Annotated in this window: 11 protein-coding genes; 7 read left to right on the forward strand and 4 right to left on the reverse strand. The window is 64.7% G+C overall.

Translation table 11 applies throughout. The annotated features are described in order from the left end of the window. Positions 1–10: 10 nt before the first annotated feature. The 3 genes from AU175_RS11020 to AU175_RS11030 all read right to left on the reverse strand — a co-directional run bounded on the left by AU175_RS11020 (position 11) and on the right by AU175_RS11030 (position 4,425). Positions 11–1,564: an ABC transporter substrate-binding protein gene (locus AU175_RS11020; RefSeq protein WP_066288590.1), complete on the reverse strand. Its 1,554-nt coding sequence runs from the start codon at positions 1,562–1,564 to the stop codon at positions 11–13. Positions 1,565–1,737: 173 nt separating this feature from the next. Beyond that, positions 1,738–3,843: a murein biosynthesis integral membrane protein MurJ gene (gene murJ / locus AU175_RS11025; RefSeq protein ID WP_066288594.1), complete on the reverse strand. Its 2,106-nt coding sequence runs from the start codon at positions 3,841–3,843 to the stop codon at positions 1,738–1,740. A gap of 81 nt (positions 3,844–3,924) precedes the next feature. Next, positions 3,925–4,425: an NUDIX hydrolase gene (locus AU175_RS11030; RefSeq protein WP_066288597.1), complete on the reverse strand. Its 501-nt coding sequence runs from the start codon at positions 4,423–4,425 to the stop codon at positions 3,925–3,927. A 207-nt stretch (positions 4,426–4,632) separates the two neighbouring features. On the opposite strand from AU175_RS11030, the gene AU175_RS11035 reads away from it, so the two are divergent. The 3 genes from AU175_RS11035 (at position 4,633) to AU175_RS11045 (ending at position 7,518) form a co-directional block, all read left to right on the forward strand. After that, entirely contained in the window at positions 4,633–6,141 is a 1,509-nt protein-coding gene (locus AU175_RS11035) for a CCA tRNA nucleotidyltransferase (protein WP_066288599.1), read from the forward strand. Beyond that, entirely contained in the window at positions 6,138–6,722 is a 585-nt protein-coding gene (locus tag AU175_RS11040) for a histidine phosphatase family protein (protein WP_066288602.1), read from the forward strand. The genes AU175_RS11035 and AU175_RS11040 overlap by 4 nt, the downstream gene beginning before the upstream one ends. Positions 6,723–7,299: 577 nt before the next feature. Continuing rightward, positions 7,300–7,518 (forward strand): hypothetical protein, encoded by a 219-nt coding sequence (locus tag AU175_RS11045; protein ID WP_066288604.1) that lies wholly within the window; start codon positions 7,300–7,302, stop codon positions 7,516–7,518. 96 nt (positions 7,519–7,614) lie between these two features. On the opposite strand, the gene AU175_RS11050 is transcribed toward AU175_RS11045, so the two are convergent. After that, the gene (locus AU175_RS11050) at positions 7,615–9,144 is read right to left on the reverse strand and encodes a glycosyltransferase family 39 protein (RefSeq protein WP_156642284.1); all 1,530 of its coding nucleotides are present in this window, start codon (positions 9,142–9,144) and stop codon (positions 7,615–7,617) included. 171 nt (positions 9,145–9,315) lie between these two features. On the opposite strand from AU175_RS11050, the gene AU175_RS11055 reads away from it, so the two are divergent. The 4 genes from AU175_RS11055 to AU175_RS11070 all read left to right on the forward strand — a co-directional run bounded on the left by AU175_RS11055 (position 9,316) and on the right by AU175_RS11070 (position 16,166). Continuing rightward, on the forward strand, positions 9,316–10,782 hold the full coding sequence (locus AU175_RS11055; protein WP_066288610.1) for a glycosyltransferase family 87 protein: 1,467 nt from the start codon (positions 9,316–9,318) through the stop codon (positions 10,780–10,782). Continuing rightward, on the forward strand, positions 10,775–12,223 hold the full coding sequence (locus AU175_RS11060; RefSeq protein WP_066288612.1) for a phytoene desaturase family protein: 1,449 nt from the start codon (positions 10,775–10,777) through the stop codon (positions 12,221–12,223). Before AU175_RS11055 ends, AU175_RS11060 begins: the two co-directional genes overlap by 8 nt. 115 nt (positions 12,224–12,338) lie before the next feature. Next, complete coding sequence (locus AU175_RS11065) at positions 12,339–14,327, forward strand: penicillin-binding transpeptidase domain-containing protein (RefSeq protein ID WP_066290966.1); 1,989 nt, start codon at positions 12,339–12,341, stop codon at positions 14,325–14,327. 99 nt (positions 14,328–14,426) lie between these two features. Beyond that, complete coding sequence (locus AU175_RS11070) at positions 14,427–16,166, forward strand: ABC-F family ATP-binding cassette domain-containing protein (protein ID WP_066288613.1); 1,740 nt, start codon at positions 14,427–14,429, stop codon at positions 16,164–16,166. Positions 16,167–16,181 lie beyond the last annotated feature (15 nt).

The raw sequence follows: 16,181 nt of genomic DNA on the forward strand, positions 1-16,181 counted from the left end.
GCCGTACTAACTACTGGATCTTGACTTCGGCCAGGCGGATACCGAATCCGTAACGGGTCTTCGGTGCTGCCAGCTTGGGCAAAGTCTTGATGGAAACAATGACGTAGTCCGCCTGGACAGGCTCGGCAAGGGGCAGGGTCAGGTCAGTGGAGGTGAAGCTGTTGGTCCCCACCTGCTTCGCGCCATCCAACGACGGGCGGTCGTTCGTGAACACGCTGATGTTGCCGCCGGAAGCGCCCAGCTGGGTCAGCGTGATGGAGGAAACGGTGGCCGTTTCCTTTAGCTTGATGAACAGCGGAACACCGTCAGCGGCAAGCCCTCCCCATCCCTCAGTTGCGAACTCCATGTCCGACCAGTAACTGGCAGCATTGCCGTCAAACGCCTTGACCAGATCCACGTCGTATGTCGCAGCGAAGTCGAAATTACCCTGGCGGGTAATTTCCTCGATGGCGGGGGGTGCGGCCGGTGCAGGGGCGGTCGCCGTCGGGCTGGCCGTACCGGGATCTGTTGGGGCGGTGGTTGAGCCAGTGGCCGTAGTGTTTGCCTGCGGATCAGAGCGGAACAGGCTGCCCAGGTTGGTAACGGCGAAAACGAGGCCCACAACCAGGACCACCGCCAGCAGACCACCAACCAGCCAACGCATCGACCGGGGCTCGCGTTCGGGTTCGTCGTCGTCGTAGTAGTCGCCCGGGTCATCCGTGGAAGCCGTAGACGTAGCCGTCCCTGCGGACGCAGCGGAACGGGCGAAGCCTGGGAACTTTCCTCCGGAACGGTCAGTCCCACGGGATGCGGCGGGCTTAGCGGATTCATCATGGGCGGCCTCCTGATCGTGGCCGCCGTAGCTGTAGTCCTCTTCGTTCCACAATGAAACTTTAGGCGAAGCAGCGCCGGTGTCTTCCCTTGAACCGGACGGTCCTGAAGCCGGGACCTCGGGCTGCCGGACGCCGGGCCGCACCTGGTGGGGAGCCGTCGCCTGCTGCGAGGCTGCACTCGCTGCGGCTGCGCCTGAGGCCGCAGCACCGCCAGCAGCCGCTCCGGCAGCAGGAGACGCTGCTGGACGGGCGGGCGGCCTGGGCGGTACCACTGGCTGGTTGGCGCGGTAGGGGTCAACCTGGCGCGGGTGCTCGCCCGCATAGTTGATGTAGCCGGCGTCGACGTTCTCTTCGTCGTCGTACGGTTCGGGTTCGTGAGACCGCGCCTGGCCGAAAATTTCACTTCCGAGCGTATCCGTGAAGAACGGTTCGACGTACGGCGGGTTGGAGGCAACCACAAGGTCCAGCAGGTCAGCGGCGGAGGTGTGGTTCGTGATCAGGTAGGTGGCCGCTTCGGTGACGCCCAGGTCAAGGACCTGGACGGTGCCGGGCCGTTCACCGGTGGCAACTTCGCGGGCGCTCTGGGCAACCTGCTCAGTATTTTCCGGGCCAGCAACCAGAATGCTGACCGGACGGTTCAGAACCTGGTCCACCCCGTCCAGCACCAGATCCTGGTCGTGTGAGGTCAATACCGTGGCTGTGACCTTATAGCGGCCGCCGAGTACTGATCCAACATCGATCGGGTGGGACACGTGTTCCTCCTAGACTGTCCGGGAAATTGCCGGCGTATGGGTGGCGCCACCGCTGTCGAGCGCCTGCCGGCGGGCCGGCTGACGCTTGACTGCAACAACCCTTGTTCACTTTCGATCCTAGCCGATGGGCTGTGGCGGTCGGTGAAGGCAGGCAGCCGGAAACTCCGGCTATATCACTTTTTTCGGGGCCGTCGCGGCCTGAAATGGGGGTTCTTCCCGGCTGGCCCTTGGAAGGTCCGCCGTCCAGGCAGCGGAATCTCGTCCCGCAGCAGGCCGCGCTTTGCCGTGCCGGGCACGTCCTCCGCCGGAAGGTATCCTCCGCCGCCGTTATCGGAGTCAGCTGGAACAACGGGCCCGGGGGCATGTTTCCGTGTGGCTTCCGGGATTGGCCCGGCCCGGAAGGAGACGGCGTCAAACTCGCCGGAGATGCGGGGGACCAGGCCGGTGTCCACCGAGACTGTGGCGCGTTCCGGCGTCGTACTTTGCGATGCAGAGGAGGCTCCCCCGGAACCGGACGACGGCGGCGCTGCCGGCTCCGAATCTGCAGGACCGGCGGGCGCGGCGCGCCCCAGCCGTCCCATCAGGGGGCGCATCAGATCACGCAGTTCAGAGACGTGGAAGATCTTCAGCAGGAAAAGATAGGCCACCAGCATCACGGGCCCGACGACGATGATGGTCACCAGGGCTGCGAGCCGGTCGCTCCAGGCAAAGCCGTCCGGGCTGTAGCTGCCCAGCAGCCACAGGGCCCCGGCCCCGGCGATTGCTGAACCGAGTCCGGCATACCCCATCCGGATGTAGGAGTTGGCAATCCGCGGCCCATCCAGGTGGCCCAGGAGCCGGCGCAGGAAGAAGGCACTGATCACCACCGAGAGGATATTGCCCACCATGTACAGGATGGCGATGGCGTAGATGATCTGCCCCACCGGCAGGAACTGGATGGTGAAGGCACCGGCCACGTAGACCACGGCCAGGAGGAGCTGGATATAGAACGGGGTCCGCGCATCCTCGTTGGCATAGAACACCCGGGACATCATGAAGTTGGCACTCATGAACGGTGTGCTCAGGGCTAGGATGGTCAGGGTCTGCGCGAGCATGACGCCGTCCTGTCTTTCCCCGCCCGAGAAGAACATGCCCAGCGGCCCGGCCAGGGCAAACAGGGCAAGCGCACCGAAGACCGTGGCCACGGCCATGGTGCGCAGGCCATGGGACAGGGCGTCCCTGAGTTCTTCCTTGTTACCGTCCTGGGAGGCCCGGGTCATCCGGTTGAAAAGGACCGTGGCAAGGGACAGCGCAATGACGGAGTGTGGCAGCAGATAGAGCTGGCTGGCCACTTCCAGCACCGCGTTTCCGGGCAGGAAGTCTGCGGCTGGATCCCCCGCGCGTTCCAGGCGGAGCCGTTCGGCGCCCGGGATGGTAGCGATCCGCATGACGTAGAGGAAGGCAAGCTGCCCGACGGCGGCCGTCAGCAGCGTCCAGACGCCCAGCCTTGCTGCCTGGCCAAGTCCAACCCCGCGCCACCCGAACCGGGGACGGAGGCCAAGTTTCAGCCGGAACACCGGGATGAGCAGGATGGCCGTCTGGGCCACCACGCCGATGGTGGAGAAACCTGCCACGAGCAATGTCTGCGAGGGTCCCCAGTTGTCCAGGGTGTGCGGATTGACCTCGTTGGCGCCGTAGATCCAGATGAACATGCCCAGGCCACCGATGCCCACAAGGTTGTTCAGGATGGGCGCCCACATGGCCGGGCCAAAGGCGCCGTTGGCGTTGAGCACCTGCGTGAGGAGTGCATAGAGGCCATAGAAGAAGATCTGGGGCAGGCACCAAAAGGCGAACGCAATGGCCAGGGCCTTTTGTTGGGACGAGTATCCCTGGGTGGTCAGGTCGATGATCCAGGGCGCCGCCAGCGTGACCAGGGCGGTGAGGCCCAAAAGCAGCAGGACGGCGAGGGTGAGGAGTCGGCTGATGTAGTCCGCTCCCCTGTCCGGGGCTTTGCTCGCTTTGATGATCTGCGGGACCAGCACGGCGTTGAAAACACCGCCGGCCACCAGCAGGAATATCAGGTTGGGGAGGTTGTTGGCGTTGATGAATGTGTCATTGACCGTGGAGCTCAGCCCCAGGGCAGCCGCCAGCATCCACGTCTTGCCGAAGCCCAGGAACCGTGAAATGAGCGTCCCGGCGGCCATGATGGCACTGGAACGCGTTTCGCCGGGCTGGGCAGCGTTTGGCGGGGTTTCACCGGCGCCGCGCGCTTCATCGGAAGGGAAGTTGGTAGCTGACATCGACTTCATCGTCTCACCCGGACGCCGTTAATGCCGCAACGCGGCGGCCGGCCGGGGGTCGCGGGGGCGCTGGGTGTACCACTAAAGATGTTCGGGCAGGACTTCCCGCGCGAGGTCGGCGATGCGCCGCTCGTTGGGAAAGGAGAGCTTCCGTGCGAGTTCCTGGATGGGCACCCAGGCGACGTCCACTGCTTCCTGGTCGGGATCGTTCTCGATGGTGAGTTCGCCGCCCGTGGCGCGCAGCAGGTAATGGTGCACGGTCTTGTGCACGCGGTGCCCGCTGACAGTGAACCAGTAGTCGATGCTGCCAAGCGGCGCCAGGATGTTTCCTTCGATGCCGGTTTCCTCGGCAATCTCGCGAACTGCCGCCTGCTCGTTGTTCTCTTTGCCTTCCGGATGCCCCTTCGGCAGGCACCACTCCAGCCGTCCGCCCCTGTTAAGGCGGGCAATGATTGCAACCCTGAGTTCGCCGTCGGACGTGTCCACCACCACGCCACCGGCGCTGATTTCCTCAACGGTGGGGAGAGAGGCCGGGGCCGAGTGCTGGGCGGGCGCGACGTGGGCACCGATTGCCGATGGCAACGGTGGATTTGTCCTCCTGCCGGGAGCGCTCGGTACGGGATGGGCCATGAAGTCCACTCTAACGACTCTTGCCCGTTCCTGATGACCGGAACATGACATCAAGATGGACTGCGTATGACGCACTTTGCCGGCGCAGGGACGATTAGGCATGATCTTCACGCGATTTTGGCCTGCCAACGCTCTGGTTTCTGCCAAGCTTAAGTAACTATGGCGCACGTACATCACAAGACTGAATCCCACACCGTCGATTTCCAGGTTGACCCGGTGGTCCTGGAGCTCGGCCAGCGGTTTGTCGACGCCGGCCATGAACTCTCGCTGGTGGGCGGGCCGGTCCGTGACCTTTTCCTGGGGCGGACGTCGCCGGACCTGGACTTCACGACGGACGCCACGCCTGACCAGACGGTGGCCCTCATCAAGAAATGGGCGGACAACTACTGGGAGATCGGCCGCGCCTTCGGAACCATCGGCATGCGCAAGGCCGGTTTCCAGATCGAGGTCACCACGTACCGGGCCGAGGCCTACGATCCCGAGTCGCGGAAGCCGGTGGTGGCCTTCGGGTCCTCGCTCACCGATGATTTGCTGCGCCGGGACTTCACCATCAACGCCATGGCGCTGCGGCTGCCCTCGCTGGAACTCATTGACCCGTTCGGCGGCGTCCGGGACCTCCATGGCTCCGTCCTGGCGACGCCCGGTTCACCCGAAGACTCCTTCTCCGACGATCCCCTCCGCATGATGCGCGCTGCCCGGTTTGCCTCGCAGCTGGGGATTTCCGTGCACGACGACGTTCGCCTGGCCATGAGCCAGATGGCCGAGCGGATCACCATCATCTCCGCCGAACGTGTTCGCGATGAACTGGTCAAGCTCATCTGCGGCGCCAACCCCCGGACCGGTGTGGACCTGCTGGTGGACACCGGCCTCGCCGAGTTCGTGCTGCCGGAAGTGTCCGCCTTGCGGCTTGAATCGGACGAGCACCACCGTCATAAGGACGTGTACCAGCATTCGTTGCAGGTACTGGAGCAGGCGGCTGCCCTGGAAACCGATGCCGACGGCGACGTGCCGGCTCCGGACTTTGTGCTGCGGTTTGCGGCGCTCATGCACGACGTCGGCAAGCCGGCTACGCGGCGTTTCGAGCCGGGCGGTGCGGTCAGCTTCCGCCATCACGACATGGTGGGATCGAAGCTCACGGCGAAGCGGATGAAGACACTGCGCTTCGACAATGACACCATCAAAGCCGTGGCCCGCCTGGTGGAACTGCACATGCGCTTCTACGGCTACGGGGATGCAGGCTGGAGCGATTCGGCCGTCCGGCGCTACGTCACGGACGCCGGCCCGCTGCTGGAGCGCCTGCACCGGCTGACACGCTCGGACGTCACCACCCGGAACCAGCGCAAGGCCGAACGCCTCGCCTTCGCCTACGACGACCTGGAAAGCCGCATTGCCGCCCTGCGGGAGCAGGAATCACTGGATGCCGTGCGGCCCGACCTCGACGGCGCCCGGATCATGGCCGTCCTGGGCCTCAAGCCAGGGCCGGTTGTGGGGCGGGCATACAAGTTCCTCCTGGAGGAACGGATGGAGCACGGCCCGCTGCAGCCGGCCGATGCCGAGGCCAGGCTGCTCGCCTGGTGGGCCCAGCAGCCTGAAGCAGCACCTCCGGTTCCGGAGGCCGATGAGTCCCCCGCCGACGTCGAACTTTCCGCTACTGAGGAGCCCAAATGAACATTTCTGCCATGACCCCCCGGCCCCAGCTCTGGATCCTGCGCCACGGCGAGACAGAATGGTCCAAGAGCGGCCAGTACACGGGCCTTACCGATCTGCCGCTGACCGTGGAAGGCGAGCAGCAGGCAGTTGAAGCCCGCAAAGTGCTGGACCAGGTGGACTTCGACCTCGTCCTGACCTCGCCCCTGCGACGTGCCCGCCGGACCGCTGAACTGGCAGGATTCCCGGACGCGCAGCATGAGCCGCTCGCAGTGGAGTGGAACTACGGGGACTATGAAGGCATCAGCTCGGACCTGATCCGTAAGGACAACCCCGACTACCTGATCTGGACACACGGAGTACCCAATGGGGAGACCCTGGACGAGGTTGCTGCCCGTGCGGACAAGATTGTGGCCAGGGTCCTCGAATCGGGTTTGGATAATGTGCTGATCGTCGCCCACGGGCACTTTTCCCGGATCCTTACAGCGCGATGGCTTGAATTGGCCCCCACCGAAGGGCGCCACTTCATTCTCGGGACCGCAAAAGTCTGCACCTTGGGCTGGGATAAGAAGACCCCTGCAATTGTCCGCTGGGGCCTCTAAACGCAATTCATAAACTTCTTCGAAAAACTTCCAGAAATAGATGGCGCACAGCCGCATTCGTAGTGTAATTTTATTTCTGACCCCAGAGCGGCTTGCCGGGGTACGGCGCGCGTTGCCAGGCCAGTCAGCTGGAGCAACGGCAGAGCAGAAAAGGAGGTTGGGAAAAATGATTACTTTGACTAGCGGATGGAAGATGACCATCACCGCGTCCCCGGCCCCTGTTGCTCACGCGCGCCATTTTAACGGAGCGTCCGACTCCTAAGCCTTCCTGCTCCTGATGCCGCCACCGGCGGGGTCAGTGGAGTTCGAAGTTCCTCATAACTGCCCGCATTTCGGGCGGCTCATGTCGGCACACTGTCAAGGCGGAACCACGCGGTGACGCAGCATCCCCATAATTCGGAACCTGGCTTCTTGTTGGGGTCTGCAGCACCGTTGTTTCAGGGGCCTATTTCGCATTCGCGAATCACTAATTAGTACCGGGCATTTTTATGCCTATTTAGTGCCGGTATTGTCGCGCCTTTACCGGGCTCTATTTGGCATGCCCAATTTCATTCCGTCGAAAGCAAGGAAAAAGCTAATGACCGCTACAGCGGCGAAACCGCAGACGAGGCAGTCCAGCCTGGCAACCAGCCGACACCGAAAGGGGGTGACCACCATGATCAAGAGGATCACCAAGGCATTGTTCTCCCGGCGCCGGCCGGACCGCGACCGCCGTCCGTTCAACGAGCAGCTGCTGGAACGGCACCGTGAGGACGTTTACCTACTGATGCACCAGCAAATGCGCGGCATGAACTGATGCAGCGGTCGCTCTTCGCTCGCCCTGGAGGAGCTGACGGCTACCATGGTCGGCATCCCGGCTGGAGCCTGCGCGGCAACGCGTGGGCTCCAGCGCTCAACTGCAGGCGAAGGCCACTATGTGCATCCGCGCGTACATGAGACTTTGAGTTTCCGTGCAGCCCGCTGAAGCGAAGGCCGAAAGATCGTCGGGGGCGTCGCTTGCGTCTCCGATGAACCACACGTTTCCCTTGCCGGACAGCTGCGCCGGCGTGACCGCAGCGTTTTCACCCCACAGGGTCCCGGATTCTGCGGGGCTCACGGCGAGCGACAGGTCCTGCACATTCCTGAAATCGTCCGGATAGGCAAGGGTCATGTCCCGGAGGTAGGCATGCTCGAACACCATGGCTGCCGGTGCATTGGCATCCGCGGCTACATGGTCCCCTATCTTCCGCTCCGTGTCCGGCGGTTCATTCACCAAACTCTTCAGCGTAAGTTGTGGAACCAGGCTTACTGCGACCACGACAGCGACGGCCGCGTACCGCAGCCAGGCCCGCCGGGCGGGAATGCTGACGATTCCCAGGCCCACCAGGAGGGCGAAGGCGGGCGCGGTAAACGTGAGGTACCGGGCTACATATACCGGCTGGGCAACAACACTCACCAGCACGAGGCCTGCGATGGGGAGGACAACTCCGGTGAGGCACAGGACCAGCAAGGTCCGCGCCTGCTGCATCCTCCGTGAGGTCCATAGCCCCCAGACCACCAGGCCCACCTCAACGACACCTAGAAGCGCCACAAACGCCAGGATCCACTGCGGCGGAAGGTTTCCGGTGGGGCGGTCTTCTCCATAGAAGAATTGCTTAACAGCTGCAGTGCTCAGTGTTTGCGCCAGGGACCTGTTCTCGATCCACGAAACCTGGGCTTTCTGGCCCATGGCGAACAGCAGGAATGGCAGGACACCCGCGCCGACGGCAGCGCAGGCAGCGGCGGTCGCGATGGGCCGGCGCCGAAGCAGGATGGCAGCGAAAGCGTGGGCCGCCACCGCCAACACAAAGAACATGAACGTCCAGACGCCTATTACCGCGCAGAGGGCGTAGAGGACCCAGTCGAGTACTCGGTTGGATTTCCAGGCACGCAGTAGCAAAAGGGTGAGGATGACGGCCAAAAGGGCCGTAAACGCCGACTGCCGCGCTTCAGTCCCTGCCCACACCATGCGGGGAAGAACTGCCAGGACCAGACCGGAGGAAACGCCGAGGGCAGTGGATCCCAGCTTCCGACCAATCACCACCGTCCCGGCGCACGCAAGGCCGACGGCCAGCGCGGACGGTGTTCGCAGGGCGATCTCAGAGAACCCGAAAACGGAGGTCCAGGCGTGCATCATGAAGTAGTACAGTCCGTGGACCGCGTCCACGGACTGAAGGAGGACCAGGAGCTGCGCAGGAGACCTGTCGACCGCGGAGATGGTGGCAATCTCGTCATCCCAGAAAGAGGGAATCCACAAACCAACGAATGCGACGCAGAAGGCCAACAGCCCGACCCTCGCCGGCCCGGTCCAGCGCACGCCGCTTAGCTGCATGGGTCGTTCCTCGGGCTGCGCAACGCGGTCCCGCTGCTGTAGTTCCTGAGCGTCCGGCGGCTGATTCAACACTGTGTTTCCTTGAGGTCAGTCGTGTCGTGGAACAGGCCGACCCCAGGTCCGCTCCCCAATGTAAGGTCTCGCAAAGGCCGCCGGAACAGTACTCGGCGTACGAATCGACGATACACGGGTGAGTGAGGGCCGCCTGCGGGCGCGGGGCATCACCCCGGTAAGCTCGAAGGCATGCAGGACACGAAGCCGCCGGCGCCCGCGCACCGCGCCCGCCTGGTTGTTCCCAGCCGCAGTGACCTGTTGCTGAGGAACTTCACGGAACTGATTGGCGGGCCGATGGGCTCCCGCTCTGCGCCAGGCCTTGTCTCCCCCGGCGTTTTTACCGTTGAACGGGTCCTGATCATCCTGACAGTGCTCGCGGCCCTTGCAGGCGTTCTGATCAAGGGCTACTGCCGCGCCAACGGGTGGGAGTCCCCCGGCCAGTTCTACTCCACGTGTTACTCCGACTTTCCGGAACTCTTCCGGAACAGGGGCCTGGGGGACGGCACCTTCCCGTTTTTCAGCCAGGGAAGCCTGTTCGAATACCCGGTCCTGATGGGACTCATTGCCGGTGCCACCGCGTGGTTGGTACCCGGCCAGGGCGTGAGTGACGCCAGGATCCTCGGCTACTTCGACTTTAATGCCACGCTGATCGCTGCTGTGTGGATCGTTACGGTGCTGGCCACTGCACGGATGTCACGCCGGCGGCCGTGGGACGCAGCCATGGTGGCGCTGGCGCCCGGCATCGTGCTTGCCGGGACCATCAACTGGGACATGTGGGCCGTGGGCCTGCTGGCGCTGGGCATGCTGTGTTTTTCGCGGGGAAGGCTGGTGCTGGCCGGTATCCTTATCGGCCTGGGCACAGCCACCAAGCTCTACCCCGTGCTTGTTTTCGGTGCCATTCTGCTCCTGGCGCTCCGGACCGGCAAGATCCGGACGTTCCTGGTCACGGCGGGTGCCGCCCTGGTAGCTTGGCTGGCCGTTAACCTACCGGTCGCGCTTATGAATCCCTCAGGCTGGCAGTATTTCTACCAGTTCACGGAGGACCGCCCGGCCGGTTACAGCTCCCCCTGGTTCGCGTACAACCTGGTGGCAACCAGGCTGCGCTGGATGGTCCTGGACGCTGCAATCATCAATGCGCTGGCCCTCAACCTGTTTGTGCTTGCGTGCGTCGGCATTGCGCTTGTGGCACTGACTTCAGCGAGCCGGCCCCGCCTGGCGCAGCTTGCTTTCCTCATCGTGGCTGCCTTCATCCTGACGAACAAGGTCTATTCCCCGCAGTTTGTGATCTGGCTGATCCCCCTCCTTGCCCTGGCGAGGCCGCGGTGGCGGGACTTCCTCGTGTGGCAGGGAATCGAGGGGCTGCACTGGGCCGCCATCTGGATGTACCTGGGACAGGTGACCAGCGGGGGCTCAACACAGCACAATATTGATATGCCCTACTACGTCCTTGCTGTCGCCGGCCATATGCTTGCAACGGCATATCTCATGGGCCGCGTTGTGTGGGACATCTACGACCCCGGCTACGACCCCATCCGCCGGCATGATCTTGACGATCCCCACGGTGGCCCCTTTGAAGGCGCATCCGACCGGTTGAGGCTCAATATCCTCCGCCCGGCTGAGTCCGTCTTTCCCTGGCGGGCCAAGAGCCATGCCTGACGTCGCCGTCGTCGGATCCGGACCCAACGGGCTGGCAGCCGCGGCCGTTTTGGCTCGGGCTGGACTGCACGTGGAAGTCTTTGAAGCGGCCGGGACAATCGGGGGCGGTACCCGGACTTCAGAGCTGATGCTGCCCGGGCACGTCCACGATATCTGCTCGGCGGTCCATCCGATGGCGCTGGCTTCGCCGTTCTTCCGCTCCTTTGAACTGGCACGCAGGGTGGAACTTGTGGTCCCGGAACTGTCGTTCGGGTCCCCACTGGACGGCGGGCGCTCGGCCTTGGCCTACCATTCGCTGGACCGGACGGTTCAAGGGCTGGGCCGGGACGGTTCAGCCTATCGGAAACTGATGGCCCCGATTGTCAGCCGCATCGACGGGGTGATGGACCTGACCCAGCACCAGCTCCTCCGGATCCCCGGGGATCCAGCTGCGGCGGCGCTCTTCGGACTTCGGACCCTGGAACAGGGCACGCGGCTGTGGAACCTGCGGTTCAGGGAAGACCTGGTTCCCGCGCTGCTTAGCGGTGTCGCAGCCCATGCGGTGTCGCACTTGCCGTCCCTGGCCGCCGCAGGCGCCGGCCTGATGCTGAATGCCCTGGCCCATGCCCAGGGCTGGCCGATCCCGATGGGGGGTTCGGCGTCGATCGCTGCCGCACTGGCGGATGACATCCGCGGCCACGGTGGCGTGCTCCACACCAACAGGCCGGTGGAAACCCTCAGGGAGCTTGGCGGCGCCCGTGCAACGCTGCTGGACGTGGCACCCCGGGGCCTGCTGGACATCGCGGGCGATGACCTGCCGGCGAAATACCGGAACTCGCTGGAGTCGTTCCGCTACGGGAACGGCTCCTGCAAGGTTGACTACATCCTCTCAGGGCCAGTTCCCTGGGCGGCCAAGGAACTGGTGGACGCCGGAACGGTGCATGTGGGCGGCACACGTGCGGAATTGGCACGCGCCGAAAATGAGGTCAGCGCCGGGAAGCATCCGGAGCGCCCGTATGTGCTGGTGGCGCAGCCGTCGCGCTTCGACGGCAGCCGCGCGCCGGCGGGGCACCACGTGCTGTGGGCCTATTGCCACGTCCCCGCCGGTTCCACGCGGGATATGGGCCATGCCGTCACTGCCCAACTGGAGCGTTTCGCGCCGGGATTCCGCGACCTTATAGTGCAGACCCACGTGACCACCGCCGAGGAACTGGCCGCCTACAACCGGAACTACATTGGCGGAGACTTCAGTGCCGGCCTGATGGATGTGCGCGGACTGGTCCAGAGGCCCGTTGTCTCGCCGGTTCCGTGGCGCACACCGCTCCCCGGCGTTTACCTTTGCTCTTCCTCCACGCCTCCGGGCCCCGGCGTTACGGGTATGCCGGGCTATTACGCCGCAAAATATGCCTTGAAGGACATATTCGGAATGAAGGTCCCTCCCTTGGGGCTGGGGACTCACTAGGTCACGGCGGCTCCCACATCTTTTCCTGCGCGAACGTACAGTTGTGGCCCCGCCCGGATGGGCCACAACTGTACGTTCGCGCAGCTTGATGGCCAAAACGCGGCATAATGGCGCCGTGGGGAACTCAAAAAAACTGTCACTTGCCTTGGTTGGAATTATTCTCGGCGCGTCGCTGGCCGCCTGCGACGACGGGCGGGGGGAGGCGGAAGCCGCGGCGAAGCACCTTGCCTCGGCCGTTGCCGCCCTGGACGTCGGCTCCGTTGCCTTTGACGGCCGCGACTCAGCCGCTGTGAATGAGCAGCTCAAGGAAGTGTTCAGGGCCCTCGAACCGGACAAGCCCACCGTGGAAGCCGGGGAACTCACCCTGGACGGCGATACAGCCAGCTTTCCGCTGAACTACACCTGGAAAATCGCGGCAGCCGAGTGGAAATATACCGTTTCGGCGGAACTCAAGAAGTCCGACGGCGACTGGCTGGCAGTGTGGGATCCGGCAGACCTGGTCCCTGACCTCGCCGAAGGTGAGATCCTCAGCAAAGGTACGCAGTCACCACAGCGGGCTGACATCCTCGGTGCCGGTGACGCCAAGCTGGTGACCTATAGGCCAGTGGTCAACGTGGGCATCGACAAGCCCCGCCTCGGCAGTGCCGATGCCGCCGCTTCTGCCACCAAGCTGGCCCAGCTGGTGGGCGTGGATCCGGCAGGGTACGCCCAGCAGGTTGCCGCCGCCGGCGCTGAAGCGTTTGTCCTGGCCATCACCCTCCGTGAGGAGGGACGCACCATCACTGATCAGCAGATCGCTGAGATCCCGGGCGCCCGCAGCATTTCCGCCACCCTCCCGCTGGCACCCAGCCGCACCTTCGCCCGCGCCGTCCTCGGTTCCGTCGGCGAAGCCACCGCCGAACAGATCGAAGCCTCAGCAGGTGCCCTGACAGCCGGCGATGTCACCGGCATCGGCGGCCTGCAGCAGCAGTATGACGCCCAGCTCCGCGGCACGGACGCCGTGGTGATCCGCGCCCACCGGGCCGACCTCACCACCGAGCAGATCCAGGCGGCCGCAACGGATCCCCGCCGGGTCGTGTTTGAGGTGGCACCGACGCCGGGCACGCCGCTGAAAACAACGCTTGACCCCACCCTGCAGTCCTTGGCCGAGAGTACGCTCGCCGGCGTTGGCCCGGCTTCGGCGATCGTGGCGCTACGGCCCTCCACCGGTGCTGTGCTGGCGGCCGCATCAGGGCCGGGAAGCAATGGCTACAACACCGCCATGCTGGGCCAGTACGCTCCCGGTTCCACCTTCAAAATGGTCGATTCGCTCGCAATGCTCCGCAACGGGCTGACCCCGGATTCCAAGGTCGAGTGCACTCCCGACCTCACGGTGGATGGCCGGACCTTCAAGAATGCCGAAGGTTACCCCGCCGAGTCACTGGGATCCGTGACGCTCCGCGATGCCTTCGCCCACTCCTGCAACACAGCCTTCATCGCGGCACGCGACACCGTGTCCCAGGCCCAGCTTGAAGCTGCCGCCATGGCGATGGGAGTGGCAGTGGAAGCACCGGCCCTTGGCGCCGCGGCGTTCCTGGGTTCGGTCCCCGGGGAGGCTGCGGGCACCGAACACGCGGCCTCCATGATCGGACAGGGCAAGGTGCTCCTCTCACCGCTGGCGGCGGCCGTCATGGCCGGCTCGGTGGCGAAGGGCGCGCCCCTCTCACCGCAGCTGGTCCTGAATCCCGAGGCCGGCGCTGCCTCGGCAGACACTTCGGGGGAACCGACCGCGGAGCCCGGGGCGCCGTCGTCGACCGTCACACCCGAGGCACCGTCCCAAGCCTCCGACAAGCCGATTACAGCGGCTGAGGCAGCGGCTCTCGCCGACATGATGCGTGCGGTGGTCACCTCCGGCCATGCGGGCTTCCTGTCGACCGTTCCGGGCCCGCCCGTCGGTGCCAAGACGGGCACCGCGGAGTTCGGCAATGAGAACCCGCCGAAGACACACGCCTGGATCGTGGCTGTGCACGGTGACCTCGCCGTTGCCGTTTTTGTGGAGGAAGGCGGGCTCGGTGCCACCACCTCCGGGCCCCTCCTCAAGGAGTTCCTCACCGCCGCCGGCTAACCCTAGGAGTTTTTGTCCACATACGGCGGGATAAAGGGCGGCAACGTCGCCACAAGTGGACAAAAACTCCCACCCGGTGGGCGTGGGAAGATTGTTGGCGTGGCCCACATAGACGTTTCCGGTATTGACTACTTCCTCTCCGACGGCACCCAGCTGCTCAACGGCGTGACTTTCAAGGTCCCGGACGGCACCAAAACGGCCCTGATCGGCCCCAACGGCACGGGAAAGACCACACTTTTCCGGATCATTTCCGGCGACCTCGTTCCGGATGAAGGCGTGATCGGGCGTTCCGGGAACATGGGCATCATGCGCCAGTTCGTGGGCCAGGTCCGGGATGATTCCACCGTCCGCGACCTGCTGGTTTCCGCGGCACCGCCCGCGCTGGCGGCAGCTGCCCGGGAAGTGGACGAAGCCGAGCTCGCAATGGTGGAGCAGGACGACGAACCCAGCCAGATGCGGTATGCCCAGGCGATCGTGGACTGGGGCGACGCAGGGGGCTACGACGTCGAGACCGTCTGGGACGAGGTCTGCATGGCCGCCCTGGGACTGCCTTTTGACCGCGCGCAGCACCGCCCGGCGTCGAGCCTTTCCGGCGGCGAGCAGAAACGCCTGGTGCTTGAAGCCCTGTTTGCGGGCCCCGACGAGCTCCTCCTGCTGGACGAGCCGGACAACTACCTGGACGTGCCCGGCAAACGCTGGCTCGAGGACAAGCTCAACGAGTCCAAGAAGACGGTCTTCTTCATCAGCCACGACCGCGAGCTGCTGAACAACGCCGCGGGCCGGATCGTCACTCTTGAGCCGGGCATCAACGGTGCGGGGGCGTGGATCCATGGCGGCGGCTTCGGCTCCTACGTGGACGCCCGCGCGGACCGGAACGCCCGCTTCGAGGAGCTTCGCAAGCGCTGGGACGAGGAGCACGTGAAGCTGAAGGAACTCGTCAACATGTACAAGAACAAGGCAGCGTTCCGTTCCGACATGGCCAACCGCTACCACGCTGCGCAGACCCGGTTGGCAAAGTTCCTCGAGGCCGGCCCGCCCGAGGCCCTGCCCATCGAGCAGAACGTGCAGATGCGGCTTAAGGGCGGCCGGACCGCCAAACGCGCCATCGTGGCAGAGAAGCTCGAACTGACCGGCCTGATGAAGCCGTTCTCCACCGAGGTGTGGTTCGGGGACCGCGTGGGTGTGCTGGGCTCCAACGGCTCCGGCAAGAGCCACTTCCTGCGCCTCCTCGCCACGGGAGGCACCGATCCGGAGCGTGAGCACCTCCCCGTGTCCGCGCTGCCTGCGGCTCCCACCCCTCGCACGCTCGGGGCGGGTCCCTCGCCGCAGCCGCTTAGTCTCATCGCCGATGTGCCCCACGAGGGCACCGTGAAACTCGGCGCCCGCATCCGCCCCGGCTTCTTCGCGCAGACGCATATCCGCCCCGACCTCCTTGGCAAAACGCTGCTGGAGATCCTGCACCGCGGCGACGAGCACCGGTCCGGGCTTGGGCGTGAGGCAGCTGCCGGCGCGCTGGACGGCTATGGCCTGGTTGGGCAGTCTGAACAGAAGTACGAGTCCCTCTCCGGCGGCCAGCAGGCGCGGTTCCAGATCCTGCTGCTTCAGCTCTCCGGAGCCACACTGCTGCTCCTTGACGAGCCCACCGACAACCTGGACCTGCACTCGGCAGAGGCACTGGAACGGGCCATCGACCACTTCGAGGGAAGCGTCCTGGCCGTCACGCACGACCGCTGGTTCGCGCGGACATTTGACCGCTTCCTGGTGTTCGGCTCGGACGGCAAGGTCTATGAATCCGCTGAGCCGGTGTGGGACGAGAAGCGGGTGGAACGCGTCCGCTAGGGGACCCTCTCTCAC

The organism is Arthrobacter sp. B6, from assembly GCF_001663775.1.
Taxonomy (GTDB): Bacteria; Actinomycetota; Actinomycetes; order Actinomycetales; family Micrococcaceae; genus Arthrobacter.

Bases quoted from the DNA above. Each gene is read 5' to 3' on its own strand.
- murJ (WP_066288594.1), bottom strand. From the start codon at position 3,843: ATGTCAGCTACCAACTTCCCTTCCGATGAAGCGCGCGGCGCCGGTGAA.
- AU175_RS11035 (WP_066288599.1), top strand. From the start codon at position 4,633: ATGGCGCACGTACATCACAAGACTGAATCCCACACCGTCGATTTCCAG.
- AU175_RS11040 (WP_066288602.1), top strand. From the start codon at position 6,138: ATGAACATTTCTGCCATGACCCCCCGGCCCCAGCTCTGGATCCTGCGC.
- AU175_RS11045 (WP_066288604.1), top strand. From the start codon at position 7,300: ATGACCGCTACAGCGGCGAAACCGCAGACGAGGCAGTCCAGCCTGGCA.
- AU175_RS11055 (WP_066288610.1), top strand. From the start codon at position 9,316: ATGCAGGACACGAAGCCGCCGGCGCCCGCGCACCGCGCCCGCCTGGTT.
- AU175_RS11060 (WP_066288612.1), top strand. From the start codon at position 10,775: ATGCCTGACGTCGCCGTCGTCGGATCCGGACCCAACGGGCTGGCAGCC.